Source organism: Specibacter sp. RAF43 (assembly GCF_052114065.1).
Classification (GTDB): Bacteria; Actinomycetota; Actinomycetes; order Actinomycetales; family Micrococcaceae; genus Specibacter.
On record NZ_JBFREA010000015.1, the window covers coordinates 59686 to 79775 of the forward strand.

General features: G+C 68.2%; 13 protein-coding genes. 8 read left to right on the plus strand and 5 right to left on the minus strand.

Annotated features, from left to right (window positions below; all coding sequences use genetic code 11):
• Positions 1 to 134: 134 nt before the first annotated feature.
• Together AB4Y80_RS10070 and AB4Y80_RS10075 are read right to left on the minus strand one after the other, a co-directional pair.
• Entirely contained in the window at positions 135 to 731 is a 597-nt protein-coding gene (locus AB4Y80_RS10070) for an Rv3235 family protein (RefSeq protein WP_442213961.1), read from the minus strand.
• Between the two features lie 58 nt (positions 732 to 789).
• Positions 790 to 1557 (minus strand): LysM peptidoglycan-binding domain-containing protein, encoded by a 768-nt coding sequence (locus AB4Y80_RS10075; protein WP_442213962.1) that lies wholly within the window; start codon positions 1555 to 1557, stop codon positions 790 to 792.
• Between the two features lie 163 nt (positions 1558 to 1720).
• On the opposite strand from AB4Y80_RS10075, the gene AB4Y80_RS10080 reads away from it, so the two are divergent.
• Positions 1721 to 2281: a hypothetical protein gene (locus tag AB4Y80_RS10080; protein WP_442213963.1), complete on the plus strand. Its 561-nt coding sequence runs from the start codon at positions 1721 to 1723 to the stop codon at positions 2279 to 2281.
• Between the two features lie 12 nt (positions 2282 to 2293).
• Here the strand turns inward: AB4Y80_RS10080 and AB4Y80_RS10085 are convergent, their stop codons facing one another.
• A complete protein-coding gene (locus tag AB4Y80_RS10085) occupies positions 2294 to 2527 on the minus strand; it encodes a helix-turn-helix domain-containing protein (protein WP_442213964.1) in 234 nt (77 codons plus the stop codon).
• Between the two features lie 183 nt (positions 2528 to 2710).
• Here AB4Y80_RS10085 and AB4Y80_RS10090 point away from each other — a divergent pair, with 183 nt between their 5' ends.
• The 4 genes from AB4Y80_RS10090 to AB4Y80_RS10105 all read left to right on the plus strand — a co-directional run bounded on the left by AB4Y80_RS10090 (position 2711) and on the right by AB4Y80_RS10105 (position 11384).
• Positions 2711 to 3352, plus strand: coding sequence for a hypothetical protein (locus AB4Y80_RS10090; protein ID WP_442213965.1), 642 nt, complete (start codon positions 2711 to 2713; stop codon positions 3350 to 3352).
• Positions 3349 to 4863 carry an AAA family ATPase gene (locus AB4Y80_RS10095; RefSeq protein ID WP_442213966.1) on the plus strand — a complete coding sequence of 505 codons (1515 nt, stop codon included), beginning with the start codon at positions 3349 to 3351 and terminating at the stop codon, positions 4861 to 4863. The genes AB4Y80_RS10090 and AB4Y80_RS10095 overlap by 4 nt, the downstream gene beginning before the upstream one ends.
• A gap of 71 nt (positions 4864 to 4934) precedes the next feature.
• Positions 4935 to 9815 (plus strand): NAD-glutamate dehydrogenase, encoded by a 4881-nt coding sequence (locus AB4Y80_RS10100; RefSeq protein WP_442213967.1) that lies wholly within the window; start codon positions 4935 to 4937, stop codon positions 9813 to 9815.
• 93 nt (positions 9816 to 9908) lie between these two features.
• Complete coding sequence (locus tag AB4Y80_RS10105; protein ID WP_442213968.1) at positions 9909 to 11384, plus strand: sensor histidine kinase; 1476 nt, start codon at positions 9909 to 9911, stop codon at positions 11382 to 11384.
• 93 nt (positions 11385 to 11477) lie between these two features.
• Here AB4Y80_RS10105 and AB4Y80_RS10110 read toward each other — a convergent pair whose 3' ends face one another.
• Entirely contained in the window at positions 11478 to 11726 is a 249-nt protein-coding gene (locus tag AB4Y80_RS10110) for a WhiB family transcriptional regulator (RefSeq protein ID WP_442213969.1), read from the minus strand.
• Positions 11727 to 11961: 235 nt separating this feature from the next.
• Between AB4Y80_RS10110 and AB4Y80_RS10115 the strand changes: the two genes are divergently transcribed.
• Positions 11962 to 12411 (plus strand): hypothetical protein, encoded by a 450-nt coding sequence (locus AB4Y80_RS10115; protein ID WP_442213970.1) that lies wholly within the window; start codon positions 11962 to 11964, stop codon positions 12409 to 12411.
• On the opposite strand, the gene AB4Y80_RS10120 is transcribed toward AB4Y80_RS10115, so the two are convergent.
• Positions 12353 to 16642, minus strand: coding sequence for an FtsK/SpoIIIE domain-containing protein (locus tag AB4Y80_RS10120; protein WP_442213971.1), 4290 nt, complete (start codon positions 16640 to 16642; stop codon positions 12353 to 12355). The genes AB4Y80_RS10115 and AB4Y80_RS10120 overlap by 59 nt on opposite strands.
• 216 nt (positions 16643 to 16858) lie before the next feature.
• Here AB4Y80_RS10120 and glf point away from each other — a divergent pair, with 216 nt between their 5' ends.
• Together glf and AB4Y80_RS10130 are read left to right on the plus strand one after the other, a co-directional pair.
• Complete coding sequence (gene glf / locus AB4Y80_RS10125) at positions 16859 to 18082, plus strand: UDP-galactopyranose mutase (protein ID WP_442213972.1); 1224 nt, start codon at positions 16859 to 16861, stop codon at positions 18080 to 18082.
• The gene (locus AB4Y80_RS10130; RefSeq protein ID WP_442213973.1) at positions 18079 to 20088 is read left to right on the plus strand and encodes a glycosyltransferase; all 2010 of its coding nucleotides are present in this window, start codon (positions 18079 to 18081) and stop codon (positions 20086 to 20088) included. The genes glf and AB4Y80_RS10130 overlap by 4 nt, the downstream gene beginning before the upstream one ends.
• Positions 20089 to 20090 lie beyond the last annotated feature (2 nt).

Genomic DNA, 20090 nt, shown 5'->3' on the forward strand with positions numbered 1-20090 from the left:
CTTTTTCGACATGTATTGCGGGCCACTCTTACGCGGCGGGCCACTCTTACGCGGCGGGCCGCGGCTAGCCCTTTTTCGACATGTATTGCGGGCCACTCTTACGCGGCGGGCCACTCTTACGCGGCGGGCCGCGGCTAGCCGATTTGCAGGGCCGTGACCTTCCAGGTGCCGTGCGTCTCCTCAAGGCGCATGGCGATGGCACGGAAGCGGGCACTGTCGGCGACCACGAGCGAGGTTTCATAGACTCCCGGCGCGACCGCGCTGCCGTGGATGGAGTGCACCACGGGCTGGCGGTGCAGCGTGTGCACGTTGCCGGCGGCGTCCGCGTGGCTGAGCCGGCGCTCGGCCCGATTGCAGGCCTCGGCGTGCAGCCGGGCCCGGGTGGTCAGCGCGGAAAAACACCGCTCATCCAGCCAGCGCGCGAGCTGCTGCACCGACCGGGCCCCGCTGAGCACCTCCAGTGCGGCCAGGGCGATCCTGCGCGACATCTCCATGACCAGCGCACGTTCGCCCTTGCGTGGATCCAGCTCGTGCAGCGCTGCCGGGCCGGGGGTGGGCCGGGCGGCCGCCGGAGCGGTTTCCGGCACGCCGCGCCGCTGCGGCATCTTCACCACCGTGCCGCCGGCCTCCAGGGCGGGCTCGGGGCGAAAACCCGGCGCCGGCCGCCGCACCAGCGGCGTGGCTGGGGTGGCCTCCACGGCCACGGGACCGGAAAATGCCATGGTGCTCATGGTGGTCTCCTTCGATCTGGTTGAGAGGGCGAAAAGGGTTGCATGGGCGGCCGCGCCGCTAGCCGGGTGGTGCCTGCAGGAGCTGGCCGGGCAGGATGACGTTCGGATCCGGGCCGATGACGGCACGGTTGGTCCGGTACCAGGCCGGCCACGCCGCCGAGACCTCGACGTCGGTGGCGTACGGTCCCAGCGAGGCCGCCGCGATGGACCACAAACTGTCACCGGCATGGACCACCACGGAACCGCCGGCCGGAGACACCCCGCCGGACAGGGGCGGGCCGGCGGGGCGGCTGCGCGTGTTGGCCCGCGCCGGCCGGGCCAGCGGCCCGGGATCTACGACCGGCCGTTGAGGCGTCCACGGCGGACCGATGGTCGGGCCAGTGGACGGCGCCGGCGCCGTTGCCACCGGGCCTGCGTGCCACCGCGGATCGATGGGGGAGGTGCCGGACGGTGAACCGGCCATGGCGATGGGTGCCGTGAGCAGGTTCAGCCCCAGCACCACCACCACCAGTCGGCGCATGAACGCCGGCGACCACCCGGCCGTGGCGGCGGCCAGCGGCATCCGGCCCGCACGGAATGCCAACGCCGAGACCAACGCACAGGACAGCGCCACGGCCCACCACAGCACGACGGCGATGCCTGTCCCCGCGGCCAGGGTGCCAATGGTCTCCTCGAGCGTCAGGGGATCGCCCGGCGTGTTGCCCGCCAGACGGTGCCGCAGCAGCGAAACCCCGGCGAAGACCAGCGACCCGCCCAGAAAGAGGACGGCCGCGGCCATGCCCAGGTCCGCGCCGAGCCTCCCGCCCGCCCGTGCGTGTCCCACCATGACCACCGACCCTCTCTTGATCAGCTTTGACAACTTTGGACATCATTTGATGCTGTCAACATCATTTTGAACCCGTGAGAAAGTATTTGTCGAGGGGTATTGGAAAATTGTGGATGAGCGCCCGCGGTTGACGAACGCCGGGTGCGGCGCCTAGCGTGTGCGCATGCGATGGGAAGCACTCTTCGGGGATCTGGAGGCGCAGCTGCACGCCGCCACGCAGCAGGACCTTGAACGCGAAGTGAACGAGCTCGCGCGCATGGAGTTGGCCCAATCGACGTTCGCCGACGCCCTGCGGGGCGCCCGGGACCGGGACATCACCGCGGTCGTGGCGAACGGCGTCGTCCATCACGGCAGGGTGCGGCGGGTGGAGTCGCAATGGGCCCTGCTGCGAACCGGCAACCGGTCGGTGGTGCTGCCGCTGGCCAAGATCCTGCGGGTGCAGGGGACCGGCCCGGAACGGGTGCCGCGACCGGGCCACTCTGTCTACACCTTCGCCGCGGCGCTGCGCATTTTGGCCCGGAACCGGGCCGCGGTGGTGCTCGATTTGGATTCACCCCAGCCGTCGCGCGTTCGGGGCGTCCTGGATCAGGTGGGCGCCGACTGCGTGGTGGTGGCCCAGCTGGCCGACGGCGTGGGCCGCGGCCGGGACAATCTCCAGGGCAGCGTCCTGGTGCCGTTCACCGCCATCCTGTCCGCCACCTCGGCGGCGGACAATGAGCTCTAGCCGGAACGGTTCCTAGGCCGGAGGGCCCGAAGGCCGCGACGCGGGGTTCTCGGCGGCCAGCATGGCCCGCGCCGCCGCATGGCGTCCTTCAATGAATTCCTCAAACTTGGCCTCGTCGACGCGCCACTGGCCGCGCCCGCCGATTTGAAAGGCCGGGAGTTCACCACTGTGCACCAACCCATAGCAGGCGGCCGCGGAAATTTGGAGTTGTTCGGCCACATCGGCCAGGGTCAGGAAGCGGGGCATGCCTTCATTATCCTCCCGTTGACCCGCTTTGTTGGAGTTATCCACCGTTTGGCTGCCTCTTTTTGCGACCGGGCCGCGGGCCGCGTTTTCCACAGATTTTGGGGAAAATTGCGGCGGGGGCTTCTATCTGCCCGCGAACGGCGGTAAGACTAGGAACACTGGTGTCGGATTGGGGGCGGGTTCATGGTTTCGGACGTGGACGGGCGGGGCGCGCGCCTGGCGCAGCCCTCCTGGAAGGACCCGCGGCTGCTCGTGGGAATCCTGCTGGTCCTGGCATCCGTCGCATCGGTGGTGGCACTGGTGGGCGGGGCGGACAAGACGGTGCCCATGTACGTCGCCAGGGACACGCTGGTGGTCGGACAGCCGGTGAATGCGGGCTCCTTTGACACGGTCAGGGTGCGCCTCGGTGATGTTGACGGGAAGTATTTCAGTCCCCGGGATGCCCTCCCCGGGCATGCCGTGGCCGTGCGGATGGTGCCCAAGGGGGAACTGGTTGCCCGCTCCAGCATTGGCGCCACGGACGCCCTGGACCGCAAGCCGGCATCGGTCACCGTCGCCGAACCCCTGCCCAAGGAAGTTGTCGTGGGCTCCCGTGTGGACGTCTGGGTCGCCCTGCCGGATGAACGCAATGGCTACAAGGAACCCGAGCTCATGCTGCCCGGGGCCGAGGTTGCCGCCCTGACCTCCGCGTCGATGGCGCTGGGGGCCGGGAAGACCACGCAACTGATGGTGTTGGTCACCGACGCCCAGATGCCCAAGTTCCTCGGCGCCATCGCGAACAAGGCGAAGGTGTCCGTGGTCTGGAATCCGGGCGCGTTATCGTGAGCGCCGTGACCATTGTGGCGGTCGGGGACACTCCCGGGCGGGTCATTGACGCGTTGGCGGACATGGGCGGCGCCGTGTCCGTGGCGCGCCGCTGCCCCGAGCTGTCCGGGTTGCTGGCGGCCTGCCAAAGCGGCCTGGCCCGGGTCGCGGTCGTGGCCGACTTCGCCGAGGACCTCACCGCCACCCTCGTGGACCGGCTGGCCGCGGTCGGAGTCGGCGTGGTGGCCGTCGCCGCGGACGCGAACCAGGCGGCCCGGCTGCGGAACATCGGTGCCGTCACCGCCGCCCGCACCGCCTCCCCGGAGCTGATCTTGGAGGCGGTCCGGCAAGCGGTCAACGACCGGAAACACCCCAGCGGCGCCGGTTTCGCCTTCTCCACCGAACCCCGCGACCTTCCCGGGCCCGACGGGACGGAAGACGCCGAAACCCGCGCGGTTGGCGACGTCGCCGCCGGCGACTCTCCGCCCGGCAGGGACGAGTCCCAAGCATCCCTCGGCAACGGCTTCGACCCCTGGGCGCACGCCGCCGACCCGCACCCCGGCCCCGCACCGTCCGCCAAACGCCGGGGCAAGCGTGCGGTTCCGGGGGATGCGCGGTCCGGAATGCTGTCCAAAATCACCCGACGACACCGCGCCCGGCCCGGCCCGACCGCGGGCGCTGTCCCGGAACCACGGCTCATCGCGGTGTGGGGGCCCGTCGGCTCCCCGGGGCGGACCACCCTTGCCGTCAACCTGGCCGCCGAATACGCCCTGCTGGGCCGCCGGGTGGTGGCCATCGATGCGGACACCTACGGCGCCAGCATGGCGGCCACCCTGGGGCTGTTGGATGAATCGGCGTCGTTTGCGCAGGCATGCCGGGTGGCGGACCAGGGGATGCTTACGGTGGCCGAGTTGCGGCGGATCTGCGCGGAGGTGGTCTTTGACGGGGGCTCGTTCGCGCTCCTGACCGGCCTGACCCGCCCCGACCGGTGGCCGGAGCTGCGGGCCGCCGCCGTGGACCAGGTCCTCCAGGGGGCCCGCAGCGTGGCCGACGTCGTGGTGGTTGACTGCGGTTTTTGCCTGGAACGCGACGAGGAGCTGAGCTACGACACCGTGGCGCCGCGCCGCAACGCCGCCACCCTCAGCGCGTTGGGGCAGGCGGATGTCATCTATGCGGTCGGGACCGGCGATGCCATCGGCATCCCGCGGCTGATCCGGGCCATGGCCGAGCTGCCCGAGACATGCGCCGGCGCGGACATTGCGGTGGTGCTGAACAAGGTCAGGAAAAAAGCCGCCGGCCACGCCCCGCAGCGGGCGCTGGAGCAGGCCTGGGCGCGTTTTGGCCCCGCACAGCCGATCGCCCACCACCTGCCCTGGGACGCGGAGATCATCGACCAGGCGCTGCTGTCCGGCCGGCTGCTGCTGGAGATTGCGCCGGAGTCGGCGCTGCGCCGGGCCATCCGCGACATCTGTTGTGCACGTGACCAGCAATACTCCAAAACTCCTGTAGCAAAAGCCACAGCGGAGCGCTGAAATCCCCGATAAGCTCGTGGTTGAGGCCGCAAAGAAGCGGTCTTTTCCTTTTTGACGGAGGCGTTCCAAACATGTCGTCCAAATCACCTCATTCCGATTCCGCCGTGGCATCCCCCGAACCGGGCGTCGATGACCCGCAGTTGATCACCGACTACTATGTTCATCTTTCGGATGAAGACGCCACGGCGTACGACCCCGAGGTGCTCAGCGCCCGGGCCATGACCCACCGGGCCCTGGCCGCGGACCGGGCGCCCGGAACCATCAAGGTTGAGATCCGGGACGAGCGCGACTGCAGCGTCGTATACATCGTCACCGACGACATGCCGTTCCTGGTGGACTCCGTCACCGCCGAGCTTGTCCACCAAAACGCGGCCATCCGCCTGGTGACCCACCCCATGTTCGTGGTCTCGCGCAACCGCACCACCAACGTGCTGACCAAGATCAGCAAGGTTCCCTCGCACGCCGGAGTGGCCAGCGGGGACACCTCCACGCTGCCGAGCATCGCGCACCTGGTCGGTGACGACGATGACGCCTCACACCTGGAGTCCTGGATCGCCGTCGAAATTGACAAGGCCACCGACGCCGCCAAGGACGAACTCGTCGTCGGGCTGACCAAGATCCTGGCCAACGTGCGGGCCGCCGTCGAAGACTGGCAACCCATGCGGGAGAAGGCCCTGAGCCGGGCCGAGGTGCTCGCCACCGAACTGGCCGGAGAGTCCATCACCGACATCCGGGAGGCCGAGGACCTGCTGCACTGGATGGATGCCGGCAACTTCACGTTCCTGGGCTATCGCGAATACGACCTGGTCAAGCAGGACGGCGAAGACGTCCTGGTCAACCGTGAGGGCAGCGGCCTGGGCCTGCTGAGGGACGGCTCCAGCCACCCCCAGATCCAACACCTGACCACCACCGGGCAGCGCAAGGCCCGGGAGAAGCGGGTCCTGGTCATCACCAAGGCCAACTCCCGGTCCACCGTGCACCGCGCCGCCTACCTGGACTACATTGGCATCAAGTCCTTCGACTCCCAGGGCAACGTCAACGGCGAGCAGCGCTTCATCGGCCTCTTCGCCTCGGCCGTCTACACCGGTTCCGTGCGCAACATTCCCGTGGTGCGCGAAAAGGTCGACGCCGTGCTGCGCCACTTCGGCTTCCCGCCGGACTCCCATTCCGGCAAGGACCTCTTCGCCGTCCTGGAGACGTATCCGCGCGACGAGCTGTTCCAGATCGAGGTCGACGACCTGATCGAAACGGCCAACGGCATCCTCCGCCTGCAGGAACGACGCCGCACCCGGCTGTTCCTGCGACCGGACATCTACGGCCGCTTCATGTCGGCCCTGGTCTACATCCCGCGCGACCGCTACACCACCGCCGTGCGCCGCCGCATCGAGGAGGAGCTTACCCGGACCTTCGACGCCGTCTCGATTGACTTCGAGGCGCGGATGAGCGAATCCGCCCTGGCCCGCCTGTTCTTTCGGATCCGCCTGCCCAAGAACTTCTATGTCCCGGCCGAGCTCAAGGCCTCCGAATTGGAGCAGCGCCTCGTCATGGCCGCCCGGTCCTGGCCCGAGGGCATTGCCCAGGTGCTGCGTGATTCCAATTCCCTGGAAACCGCCGACCGCCTCGCCGCGAAGTGGTCCGAGGCCTTCCCGGCCAGCTACCGGGTCGACTTTGAGGTGGAGGACGCCCAGGAGGACATTCAACGCTTCGAGGACTTTGACGCCGAGTACAAGCGCCTGGCCGACGTCGGCGTCGGGCCCGAAAAGTGCGCCCCCGGCATGCACGTGTACCTGCCCAACGGGTCCGCGGACACGTTGGAGGAAGACGCCCGCGTCAAGCTGTACATGGCCCACCCGCAGAGTCTGAGCAAGATCCTGCCCTTCTTCCACAACCTGGGCATCGAGGTCTTGGACGAGCGCCCGTTTGAAATCGGCACCGCCGACAAGCGCGACTTTTTCCTGTACGACCTGGGGCTGAAGTACCCGGCCGGGGTGGACCCGCTGGCCACCGCCGAGCTGCTCACCGCGGCCTTTGGCGCGGCCACCACTGGGGCCAGCGAATCGGACCTGTTCGACCGGCTGGTCCTGACCGAGGGCATGGGCTGGCGCCAGATCATCGTCCTGCGCGCGTATGCCAAATACCTGCGCCAGATGGGCAACACGAACTCCTTCGGCTTCATCGCCGACACTCTCCTGCACAACGTCAACGTCACCCGGGCCCTCGTGGAACTCTTTGAGACCAGGTTTGACCCGCGCGCCGTCGACGCCACCCGCCCGGCGCGCCTGGACGAGGTCCGGGGGCGGCTTAACGAGGCCCTGGAGCGCGTGCCAACTCTCGACGCGGACCGTGTCCTGCGCACGCTGGCCAACCTGGTGGAAGCGACGCTGCGCACCAACTACTACCGCGGCCGGGACTACCTCAGCCTCAAGCTCAACCCGGCCGAAATTGCCGGCCTGCCGTTCCCGCGGCCCATGTATGAAATCTGGGTGTACTCGCCCCGGGTCGAAGGCGTGCACCTGCGCTTCGGCAAGGTGGCCCGCGGCGGCCTGCGCTGGTCGGACCGCCGCGAGGACTTCCGCACCGAGGTCCTGGGCCTGGTGAAGGCCCAGACGGTCAAGAACGCCGTCATCGTGCCCACCGGTGCCAAGGGCGGATTCTTCGCCAAGCAGCTGCCCAACCCGTCAGTGGACCGAGGCGCGTGGCTGACCGAGGGCAAGGAAAGCTACAAGATGTTCATCCGCGGCCTGCTGGATGTCACCGACAACCTGGTGGCCACCGCCGCCGGCGAGATCGTGGTGCCGCCGGAGAACGTGGTTCGCCACGACGGCGACGACACCTACCTGGTGGTGGCCGCGGATAAGGGCACCGCGTCCTTCTCCGACACGGCCAACGCCATTTCCGCCGAGTACGGCTTCTGGCTGGGCGACGCCTTCGCCTCGGGCGGCTCGGTCGGCTACGACCACAAGGCCATGGGCATCACGGCCCGCGGCGCCTGGGAGTCCGTCAAGCGCCACTTCAGCGAGTTCGACGTCGACACCCAGTCCGAGGAGTTCACGGCGGTCGGCATCGGGGACATGTCCGGTGACGTGTTCGGCAACGGACTGCTGCGGACCCGGCACGTGCACCTGGTGGCGGCCTTTGACCACCGGGACATCTTCTTGGACCCGACGCCCGACGCCGAAGCCTCCTTTGACGAGCGCCAGCGCCTCTACAACCTGCCCCGGTCCTCCTGGCAGGACTACAACAAGGACCTGATCAGCGCCGGCGGCGGCGTGTACTCGCGCACCTTGAAGTCGATCCCGATCTCGGCGCCAGTCCGGGCGGCGCTCGGGCTGCCGGACGGGACGGTCAAGCTCAGCCCGCCGGAACTGCTCCGGGCGGTATTGCTGGCCCCCACCGACCTGCTGTACAACGGCGGCATCGGCACCTACATCAAGGCCAGCAGCGAATCCAACGCCGAAGTGGGCGACAAGACCAACGACGGGATCCGCGTCGACGGCAAGGACTTGCGCGTGAAGGTCATTGGCGAAGGCGGAAACCTCGGCATGACCCAGCGCGGCCGGGTTGAGGCGGCGTTGCACGGGGTCATCCTGAACACCGACGCCATCGACAACTCGGCCGGCGTGGACTGCTCCGACCATGAGGTGAACATCAAGATCTTCGTGGACCGCATGGTGGCCGCCGGCAAGCTCGATCCCGCCGAACGCGCCGAATTCCTGATGTCCATGACCGGTGAAATCGGCCACCTGGTGCTCGAGGACAACATCGACCAGAACGTGCTGCTGCTCAACGACCGCCAGCGCGTGGTGGAGTGGAGCCCCAGCTACGAGCGGTTCATGGACTGGCTCGAAGCCAACGGTGACCTGGACCGGAAGATTGAGGCCCTGCCCGGCAATGCCGAATTGCAGGAACGGCTGCAGGGCGGCCAGGGACTGACGTCCCCGGAACTCGCCGTCCTGGCCGCCTACGCCAAGATGGAACTGGCCACGGCCCTGAGCGCCAGCAACCTGGCCGACGATCCCTGGTTCAAGGCGACGCTGCGCCGGTATTTCCCGGCCCAGGTGGGGGAACGCTTCGACGGCGACCTGGACACGCACCCGCTGCGCCGGGAAATCATCGCCACGGTGGTCGCCAACGACATGGTCAACCTGGGCGGGATCACCTTTGCGTTCCGTGCCATGGAGGAATCCTCCGCGGACGAGGTCGCCGTGGCGAAGGCGTTTGTGGCCCTGCATGAAATCTTCGACTTCGACTCCATGACGAAGGCACTGCGGCAGTTGCCGCCGTCGTTCTCCACCGAGCAATGGTGCACCGTCCAGCTGGACATGCGCCGCCTGCTGGACCGCGCGGTGCGGTGGCTGATCAACCAGGGCACCGGCCAGCGCAGCATTGCCGAGGTGATCGGCCAGTTCAAGCCGGTGGTTTCCACGCTGGGCTCGCGCATGACGGACTTCGTCCAGGGGACCGACGCCGAACGCGTGACGGCGTGGAACGAGCGGGCCAGGGCGTTTAACATGCCCGACCAGCTGGGCCGCCAGTGGGCCGAACTGTTTGAGACGTTCCCGCTGCTGGACGTCGCCAAGGTGGGTGAACACGTCCACGAACCCGTCGCGGAGGTGGCCAGCGTGTACTACGCGCTGTACGCCCGCTACGGCGTGGACGCGCTGCTCGAGCGCATTACGGCGCTGCCGCGCAACGACCGCTGGCAGGCGTTGGCGCGGGCGGCCCTGCGCGACGATCTGTATGCCACCACGGCGGACATGACGCTCAACGTCATGACGAGCACGGAGCCCGGCACGGGCACGATGGCGCGCATCGAGGCCTGGGAGTCCCAAAACCGGGAGCAGCTGGGCCGGGCCACGAAGATGTTTGCCGAGGTCAATGAGCTGGAGCGGGACGACATGGCGTCGTTGTCGGTAGCCTTGAGGCTGCTGCGTTCGATCGTTCGACGTTAAGTGATCACCGGTGCCCGCCGTTGCGTTTGGACGGCGGGCACCGGTGTCACCATCGCATTTTCTTGCCTGCCCGATTAATCTTTAGGAGCCTTGGTGGCCATCTTTGCCGACATGATCAGGGAAGGCGCTGATTTTGGGCCGGGGGATGCCGAATGGCTGCACCTGTTGGTCGGGGACTGGCAGCTGATCGCCGATCTGTCCTTTGCCGACCTGGCCCTGTGGTTCCCGCATCCCGACAAGGGGTACGTGGCGCTGGCCCATGTCCGCCCGTCCACCAGCCACACCATGTTCCACACCGACTTTGTGGGCGAGGGCATACAGCACGACCTGGAACCGCTGGTCAGCGCCGCCTGGCGCAGCCAAAACATTGAACGCTCCAACGAAACAAGCATCTGGAACGCCGACCTGGCCATGCGCGTGGAGGCCATACCGATGGTGCGAAACGGCCGCACCCTGGCCGTGATCACCACGCACATGGACCTGTCCAGTTCGCGCATGCCCTCCCGGCTGGAGCTCACGTACCGGCAGTGCGCCTACGACCTGCTCAAAATGGGCACCCTGGGCCTGTGGCCGGACTTCGCCTCGCCCACCGGCTCCCGGCGCGGTGCCCCCCGTGTCGGTGACGGGCTCCTGCGCCTGGACGTGGACGGGATCGTCCAGTACGCCAGCCCCAACGGCGTCTCGGCCTTCCGCCGGCTCGGTGACGGCGAATCCCTGGAAGGCCGGTCGCTGGCCGAGGTCACCACGGGGCTGCTCAAGGACCGGCGCATGGTGGATGAGACCCTGCCGCTGGTGGTCACCGGGCGCATGCCCTGGCGCACGGAGATCGAATCGCGCGGGGTGAGCTTGTCGCTGCGGGCCATTCCGCTGCGGGATGCCAATGAGCGCTTCGGTGCGCTGGTGCTGTGCCGGGACGTGTCCGAACTGCGCCGCCGGGAGCAGGAGCTCGTCACCAAGGATGCCACCATCCGCGAGATCCACCACCGGGTGAAGAACAATTTGCAAACCGTCGCGGCGCTGCTGCGCATGCAGTCCCGGCGCATGCACAGCGATGAAGGGAAGCAGGGGCTGGAGCAGGCGATGCGGCGGGTGTCCACCATCGCCCTGGTGCACGAGACCTTGTCCCAGGGGTTGACGCAAAGCGTGGACTTTGACGAGTTGATTGACCGGCAGTTCCGGCTCTCGGCCGAGGTGGCCTCACCGTCGCAGCGGGTCCGGACGGAGAAGGAGGGCGCCTTTGGCGAGCTGCCCAGCGACTTTGCCACGCCCCTGGCCCTGGTGATCAACGAACTGGTGACCAACGCCGTCGAACACGGCCTGCAGGACCGCGGCGGGACCGTATGGCTGACCGCCGACCGGCACAAGAACAGTGCCGGCGATGATGCGTTGACCGTGACCATCGCCGACGACGGGGTGGGGCTGCCCGCGGGAACCATCGCGGAGGGGCTGGGGCTGCAAATTGTCCGCACTCTCGTCACGAGCGAGCTGGGCGGCACCATTGAATGGACGCCGCGTGCGGGCGGGGGCACCGTGGTGAAACTGGAAATGTCCCTTATTCGCCGCCACTAATGGAAACTGACCCGCAATAGATGTCGAAAAATTCGCGAAATTCGCTCTTTTCCGACATCTATTGCGGGTCAGTTTTTTGTGGGGGTGGGGCGTCTAGCTGGCGCGGCGGGCCCGGGCGGCGCGGCGCTTCATGGCGCGGCGCTCATCCTCGCTCAGTCCGCCCCACACCCCGGCGTCCTGGCCGGACTCGATGGCCCACTTCAAACAGGTGTCGATCACCTGGCACCGCCGGCACACGCTTTTTGCTTCCTCGATCTGCAGCAAGGCCGGTCCCGTGTTTCCCACCGGGAAAAACAATTCCGGGTCCTTGTCGAGGCAGGCTGCGCGACTACGCCAGTCCATGCTGATCACTCACTCCTTATTAAACTGGGAGGCTATTTGTGAAAAATTTCACGTTTGGCCACATAAGAAAAGGGCCTCCACCGGCCCCTTTAGGTCATTGAGTTAAGCGTGTCATGTTAACTCTGTGTAAACAAGGGGGTGCAGGCGATAATTTGCTGCCCAGCCGTGAGCGATGCGTCACAATCAATCCCGCACCCTTTGGCCGTTTCCTGACTATCTCCGGTAGGGTGCACTTGTGTCAAGACCCCCCGAGAACCCGGCCACGGTGCCGGAACCCAACAGCCCCCTGCCCGCCCGCCCCGTCGGAGTCACCGTGATTGCCGCGGTGGTGGGACTCGAGGCCCTGGCCGTGCTCGCCGCCGCCATCTACTCCGTTGCCGGGCTGGCCGCCCACGAGGTGAGATCCATCGGCAGCGCACTGTTTTTGGCCGTGCTGCTGCTCGGGCTGGCGGCCGGGCTGGGTGCCGTCGCCGTCAACGCCTACAAGGGAATGCGATGGACGCGCTCCGCGGCGTTTGTGTGGCAGTTGTTGATGGTGGCGGTGGCGGTGCCGGCCTTGGTGAGCGGGGCCGTGCCGGCCGGACTGGCGCTTTTGCTGCCGCCCGTGCTGGCCGTTTACTACCTGTTCACCCCGAAAGTGGTGGCGTTTTCCCAGCGGACCGGCGGCGAGCACCCGGTCCTGTAAGGGCTGGAAACTGAAACCAGTCGCGGTGGCCCCGATCGATCAGGACGCCGCGGCCAATCGGTTCCGAGCCGGTGGTGTCCAGGCGGACGCCAAACATTTCACCGTCGGCCGGCCTGCGCGGCAGGAGCACGATGGCTTGATCGGCGGTCCGCACTCCCCAGCCGGCAGGCAGGCGGGCCAGCGACGGCAGATGGTTGGGCAGCGAGCCAATCACCACCGCACCACCGGCCAAGGCGGCCGATAACGTGGCCACATCCGCCGCGGACATGGCGGCCACATCGTCCATCCACAACACGGGTACGCCTGCCCCGGGATTCTGTAGGGGCGGGGCGGCGCCCGGTGCCGGGAGCATGGACTCGTTGAGGGTCCGCACCGCCGCGATGAAGGTCGAGCGCCCGGAGTGCGGGCCGCCCACGACCGGCAGGAATGTACCCGCCGGCACGGAGACCGTCACGGGGTCCGCGCCGTCCCCGCCGATCCCCACGATGATCCGTACCGGCCCGCCAATCCGCGTGAGCACGGATTCGCCCGGCGGCCCGTACCCCAGGCCGGCCGGGTCGAACGACGGGCCGGCTGCAGCGCTCCGGGCCAGGGTCAGCGCCCGGGCCAGGGACAATTCCTCCGGGATCCCGGTCACGACCAAGGGATGGCGCACCCCGGCCCCGGGCGAGGCGGCCAGGGGCGGTGCCGACGGGGCGGCCGGTGCCGCCGGTGCCGTGCCAAGCTGGACGACGTGCGCGTCGTCGGCCTGCCCCTGGGACGCTGCCGCGTTAATGGGGCCCAGGACCGCCCCCCGGCCCGGTCCGGCCTCCACTTTCGGTAACCGCGGCCACAGGAGCCGGAATTCCGGGCTGGCGCTATGGGGCAGGAAGACCCGGTTGGACAGTGCTGTCATGAAGGGCGCGGTCAGCAGCTCGCGCTCGCCGCTGATGACCACCACAATCCTGGTGCCGCCATGCCGGATGAGTTCGGTGACCGCATCCTCGGCCCAGGGCCAGGGACTGGACCGAAACGCCGCCACCCAGCGGCCCCAGTCGGTGATGCAAACGACCGCCGAGGCCCCAAGCGTCGGGGACAGATCCGAAAGCCGCTGGAGCAACCGGGCCGCGGTGCGTAGCTCCAGCGGGGTGACGTGAGCGCCCACCCATGGACCGCCGGAGAATCCCGCCAGCGAGCCGTCACCATCGAGCACATAGAGGTGATGCACCACGGCCTCCGGCACCGGCTGCACGGCGAGGGCGTTTACGGCGGTCAGCTGGGCCATCACCAATGCGACGGCAGCCGAAGAGCCGCCGGAGCGCGACCCGATAAAGGCCAGGTGCGAATGGGCGGACGGGGACCAGCACAGGGGCTTGAGAAGCTGCAGCTCCGGTACATCCACCAGGCCCAGGACAATTGCAGCAGTGTCCGCGCCATCGGACCGCGCTGATTGGGCGGCGGCCAGGACCCCGCAGTCCAGTGACGGCGGAAGACCGGGGGCCACGACGGCCCGGGCCGGCTCCGGCACGAGGCCTGTGGGTGTGGGAGTCGCCCATGCGGACGTCAGCAGTGCCGCCACGGCCTCAGCCCCGCCGGCCGGCTCGGCAGCCGCCGGGCGGCCGGGGCGCGGACCGGCGCCGCAGGGATCCGCGTCCCGGACCAGGGCCTCCAGAGCCGGGACGGCGAGCACGCGCAGTGTTTGAGGCTCCGCCGGCAGCCCCAAAGTGGCGCACTGAAACTCCGTGGGCACGGTGCCGGCCCGGCTGATGAATGCCCGCCCGGGGGTGCCCACATCGATGCCGGCGGCCGCCGGGGAGCCGATGACGTCCCGGGAGTCCGCGGCGGACTGCACGCGCAGGCAGATGGAACTGGTCACGTTCGCCCGGATGTCCGCGTTGACGGCTCCTTGTGGCCGCTGGGTGGCCAGAACCAGGTGAATGCCCAGGGACCGGCCCACGGCGGCAATCCGCATCAGTTCCGCCATGGCCTCCGGGTACTGGTCCACCAGGATGCGGAACTCGTCAACCACCACCAGGAGGTGGGCCATGGCCGTGCGGGCGTCGGTTGCGGGAACGGATGCCCGGTAGGCGCCGGCGTCGGCCGCCGCGACAGTGCCGAGCAGGGCTTCCCGGCGACGGATCTCGGCCCGCAGGGACGCCAGGGTCCGGTCCATGTCGTGGCCGGCGAGGTCCGTCACCAGGGACGAGGTGTGGGGAAATTTCCCCAACGCACCCAGGCCGGCGCCGCCCTTGAAGTCGATGAACACAAATTGCAGGCAGGCGGGGGAGTGGGTTGCCGCCAGGCTGCCCACCAGGGTACGCAGCAGTTCGGACTTGCCGGAGCCCGTGGTGCCGGCCACCAGCAGGTGCGGTCCGTCGCGGGAGAAGTCGAAAAGCTCCTCCCCGGCGGCCGACTGCCCGATGCGCACGGGCCCCAGGCAGTGGCCGGCCGTGGAGCGCCACATGTCCCGCACCGCTGCCGAGGAGGCCAGCGACCGCGCGGGAACCAGGCTGAGTTCCAGCGACCCGGTCGCGGTCGCACCGCCCCGACCACGGGCTCGGGCGTACCGGTCGAACAGGACCGCCGGAACGCCGTCGGGGATAAATTCCTGCCCCTCCAGACTTCCGAGGGTGACATTGCCGTCGGGGCGCAGGGCCAGCCGGGGCCCGGCGCAGCTGCCGGAACCGGTGCCGAAGAGGATGTGCCGCAGGCCCGGGCACGCCGCGACCACGGGGTCCGGCGGCAGGCCAAGACACAACAGGACGCAGCGCGGCGCAGGGGGAGGCGGCCCGCCGTCGCCGGACAGCGCGGCGGGCAGCCCCGGAATGGCGCCGTTATATGCCGGTGTGAACGCCCGGACGCCCGACACGGCGGCGGCCGCCGATGCGGCCAGCACGGTGGACGGCAGGAATCGTGCCGACAAGGGCAGCTTGCCGGGTGGTCCCAGGAGGACGGCCGGAATGCCCGCGGCATCCAATTGCATCAAGATGAAGTTCAGCAGCGAGCGAAGCGGCGCGTCCGGACCGGTGACGGCCAGTCCGGCGGCCGTGATGGGCACCGCAATCGGCGATGCCGCCAGGAGCGGCGGCACGAAGCGGGGGTCGTCCGGCGCGACCCGGACTGAGGCGGGATGCCGGCCCGTGCCCACGCGCAGGACCATTTCCCGCCCGGACGCTTCCGGCGGCACGACCACCGCCGCCCCCGCGGGCGGTGGAGCCGCGGGAAAATCGCGGGAGGCCGCACCCGCCGCCCATCGGTGGCTGTGCGCCAACCGCAACAGCACATCCGCACCCGGGAACGCCGCCAGTCGTCGCGCTGCGTCCAGGCGCGCCGCGGCCGCGATGACGGCCTTCGCGTCGGCCCGCCGGCCGGTGCCGCCAAGCAACGGCACGAGGACGGTGACGGCGCCCATGGCCGCCAACGCCACAAACATCCACGAACCCGTCAGCACCGCAAAGAGGACGCCGGCCGCCAGCGGAAGGAGGCCGGCGGCGGCCGCGAGCCATCGACCGTGCGCCGGCGCAGCCGCCCGCCGCACCGAGATCGGTTCCAGGACCGCCGGATCCAACAGCCGCGCCCAGTCTTGCTCCGGGTCGCCGGGCCGCTCGGGCGAATTCAGGATGACGGCAAAGCCGGTCATCCCGGCGCGCACCACGTCGCCGATGTGAATCTTCGCACTGCCGCGCACCGGCGTCCCGGTTTCGTCCGGTGTTTCTGCCCAGTTACGGTGCAGGAGGAAACCGCTGGAACCGGCCGCCGTGGCCAAGGTCATGTCGTGGTCGCCGACCGTCAGCGTGCCGTGATGGCGGGACAGGGCGGGATCGGTGATGCGGATCTCACCGCTCCCGCGCCCGAGGCGGTAGACGCCCCGATGCAGCGGGAAGACCTCCCCGGAACCCGGACCGGAGAGAACCGTCAGCAGGGCCAGGGCGGGCGGGCCGGCGGCCCCGGCGATCGCCGCCCCGGACCCGCCCGGCCCGTGCACGACGACGACGGCCCCGTCGACAAGGGGTCGCCGGCCCGCATGCAACTCCGCCAGGGGACGGCCGGCGACCGTGAATGCCGCGCCCGGCCAGCGGTCTCCCAGGGCGCGCCGAAGGGCAAATCCCGTGGTTTCCTGCCCGCCGAATCCGACGGGCTCCCCGTCGGCGGCCGGCCCGGCGGCCGACTCCACGGCCAGCTCGACGGACAGTTCCACGGGCTGCATGACCACCGCACCCGGGGCGGCCACCACCGTGATTTCCAGCCGCATCGCACACCCACTTTCTTCCCGCCTTCCCCGAGCGTAGGCGGGTCGCACGCGAACGGAAGGGCCGGCGTCGACCCTTGTGAACAGGCCCCCGGGGAGGGGACCGTGTGGAGGACACAAAGGCGCGAAAACGCCGAAAACGTGGTTTGGCTCATAGCCGGTGCAGGCAATCCTTGGATAACGGTCAGGTAACCTAGGACAGTAGACGAAGGCATTGCGGTGCCCGTAAACCGCTACAGTAGGAATACAGGAGAGTTTGTGAACGCTGACCTAGTCGTCGTCGGTTCGGGTTTCTTTGGCCTGACCATTGCAGAACGGGCCGCCACCGAGCTGGGCTTGAAGGTGGCCGTCCTGGACCGCCGCCATCACATCGGCGGCAACGCATACAGCGAGAACGAAGCCCAGACCGGCATCGAGGTCCACCGCTACGGCGCGCACCTCTTCCACACCTCCAACGAACGCGTGTGGGAGTACGTGAACCGGTTTACCCGGTTCACCAACTACCAGCACAAGGTGTACACATCTCACAAGGGCGAGGTCTACCAGATGCCCATCAACCTGGGCACCATCAACCAGTTCTTCCGCGCCTCCATGGGACCGGGCGAGGCCCGCGCGCTCATCCAAGAGCAGGCCGGGGAACTGGCCGGCACCGATCCGGCGAACTTGAACGACAAGGGCATCTCGCTCATTGGCCGGCCGCTGTACGAGGCGTTCATCAAGCACTACACCGGCAAGCAGTGGCAGACGGACCCCAAGAACCTGCCGGCGTCGATCATCTCCCGCCTGCCCGTGCGCTACACCTACGACAACCGCTACTTCAACGACGCCCATGAGGGCCTGCCCGTTGACGGCTACACCGCCTGGATTGAGCGGATGGCGGACCACCCGAACATCGACGTCGTGCTGAACACGGACTTTTTCGACGACGGCGAGTTCGGCCGCGCGTCCGTGCTCGGCCAGGTGCCGGTCATCTACACCGGCCCGGTGGACCGCTACTTTGACTATGCGGAGGGTGATCTGTCCTGGCGTACGATCGACCTTGAGGAAGAGGTCCTGCCCATCGAGGACTTCCAGGGCTGTGCCGTCATGAACTATCCGGATGAAGAGCAGAAGTACACGCGCATCCACGAGTTCCGCCACTTCCACCCGGAGCGCGACTACACGAAGGACGCCACGGTGATCATGCGTGAGTTCTCGCGCTTTGCCGAAAAGGGCGACGAACCGTACTACCCGGTGAACACCGCCGAGGACCGCGCCAAGCTGCTGGCCTACCGCGACCTGGCCAACGGCGAGTCGGACGTGCTGTTTGGCGGACGCCTGGGCACCTACAAGTACCTGGACATGCACATGGCCATCGGGTCCGCGTTGAGCATGTTCGAGAACAAGATCAAACCGCACTTTACGGGCGGGGCAAAGCTGCAAAGCGGAGGAGTTGACGCGTGAGCGTGGCGACAAAGACTAAACGGCCGACGGCGGCACAGGACGCCCGCAACTGGCGCACCCTCCAGCGGGTGATCCTGCCCAGCCAGAGCCAGATGGACACCGTCCCGCTCTACCTGGACACCGGCAGCGCCACCGGCGTCCAACTGCCCACCACCGGCACCCCGGGGCGGGAGAAGAAAAAGGTCCGCACCGTCAGCGCCCCCAGCAAGGAGGTCCATGTCGAGGACTTCCTATCCCGTTTTTCGACGTCGGTGCGCTCCGGCGAGCGGGTCTCCTTCGGCACCTACTTCAACGCCTTCCCGGCCAGCTACTGGCGCCGGTGGACCACGGTCGATAACATTCGCCTGTCCGTGAGGACCGCCGGCATCGGCTCGGTCATCGTCTACAAGTCCAACTCCCGCGGCTCGCTGCAGCGCGTTGACTCGGTCCACGTGGACGGCGACGTCACCAGCACTTTTGACCTGAGCCTGCAGCCGTTTGGCGACGGCGGCTGGTACTGGTTTGACCTGGTGGCCGGCTCCAAGCCGCTGGTGCTGGAGGCCGCCGAATGGCAGAGCGAGGGCGAGGCCCGGACGCCGGGCTCGGTGACCCTGGAAATCACCACCTTGAACAAGACCGACTTTTGCATCAACAACCTGCGCCTGCTCTCGGAGAACCCCGAGGCGCTGGCCCAGGTCAGGGAGCTGATCCTGGTTGACCAGGGCACGCAGAAGGTCGCCGACGCCGAGGGCTTTGACGAGGTGGCGGCCGCGCTGGCCGGCAAGCTGCGCATCATCAACCAGGACAACCTGGGCGGCTCGGGCGGATTTTCCCGCGGCATGTACGAGGCCGTCCAAAACGGCAGCGACTATGCGCTGCTCATGGACGACGACATCGTGGTGGAGCCCGAGAGCATCATCCGGCTGCTGACGTTTTCCGATCTGTGCAAGACGCCCACCATTGTCGGCGGCCACATGTTCGACCTGTACAACCGCACCGTCCTGCACACCTTTGGCGAGATCGTCAACCCGTACCGCTTCCAGCCGGACCTGCCCAGCGCGGACATGACCCTCGGCCACGACTTCCTTGGCTCCAACCTGCGCCAAACCGATTGGCTCCACCGCCGCTGCGACGTGGACTACAACGGCTGGTGGATGTGCATGATCCCGACCCGGGTGATCCGCGCGGTGGGCCTGGCGCTGCCCATCTTCATCAAATGGGACGACGCCGAATACGGACTCCGGGCCCGCCAGCACGGCTTCCCGACCGTCTCCCTGCCCGGCGCCGCCGTGTGGCACGTGTCCTGGGTCGACAAGGACGACCTCGTCGGCTGGCAGGCCTACTTCCACGCCCGCAACCGCTTCATCGCCGCCCTGCTGCACAGCCCGTACGAGTACGGCGGCAAGGTGGTGCGCGAGTCCCACTACTACGACATCAAGCACCTTGTGTCCATGCAGTACGCCACCGCGCGCGGTCGCAACATGGCCCTGAAGGACCTGCTGGCCGGGCCGGGGCAGCTGCACAGCCTGCTGCCCGGCAAGCTGCCGGAAATTCGGGCCATGATGAACGGCTACTCGGATTCGACGTTCGAGTCCGACCCGGACTCCTACCCGGCGCCGAAGATGGACAAGCCGCCCAAGCACGGCCACGGCGTCCGCCCGCCGTCCCCGCTGACCCTGATTCCGTGGGCCGCCAGGACCGTCGCCCGCCAGCTGACCCAGCCGGTCTCGGCCTCCAGCCTGGAACGCCCGCAGGCGAATATTGCCCACATCGACAACCGGTGGTGGCGGATGTCCCAGTACGATTCCGCCGTCGTCTCCAACGCCGAGGGCACCGGTGCGTCCTGGTACAAGCGCGACCCCAAGCAGCTGCGTGAAATGCTGGCCGAGAGCGCCCGCCTGCACGCCCAGCTGCTGCGCGACTGGCCCAAGCTCAGCAAGCAGTACAAGGCCGCCTTGGCCGAGATCACCTCCATTGGATCGTGGGAGACGACGTTCGCTGCCCACAGCGAAAAAAGCGAGAACTGACC

What these genes read in the sequence shown, in the direction of transcription:
- AB4Y80_RS10085 (WP_442213964.1), bottom strand. Translation starts at nt 2,527, where the DNA reads ATGCCCCGCTTCCTGACCCTGGCCGATGTGGCCGAACAACTCCAAATT.
- AB4Y80_RS10090 (WP_442213965.1), top strand. Translation starts at nt 2,711, where the DNA reads ATGGTTTCGGACGTGGACGGGCGGGGCGCGCGCCTGGCGCAGCCCTCC.
- AB4Y80_RS10075 (WP_442213962.1), bottom strand. Translation starts at nt 1,557, where the DNA reads ATGGTGGGACACGCACGGGCGGGCGGGAGGCTCGGCGCGGACCTGGGC.
- AB4Y80_RS10070 (WP_442213961.1), bottom strand. Translation starts at nt 731, where the DNA reads ATGAGCACCATGGCATTTTCCGGTCCCGTGGCCGTGGAGGCCACCCCA.
- AB4Y80_RS10100 (WP_442213967.1), top strand. Translation starts at nt 4,935, where the DNA reads ATGTCGTCCAAATCACCTCATTCCGATTCCGCCGTGGCATCCCCCGAA.
- AB4Y80_RS10120 (WP_442213971.1), bottom strand. Translation starts at nt 16,642, where the DNA reads ATGCGGCTGGAAATCACGGTGGTGGCCGCCCCGGGTGCGGTGGTCATG.
- AB4Y80_RS10110 (WP_442213969.1), bottom strand. Translation starts at nt 11,726, where the DNA reads ATGGACTGGCGTAGTCGCGCAGCCTGCCTCGACAAGGACCCGGAATTG.
- AB4Y80_RS10080 (WP_442213963.1), top strand. Translation starts at nt 1,721, where the DNA reads ATGCGATGGGAAGCACTCTTCGGGGATCTGGAGGCGCAGCTGCACGCC.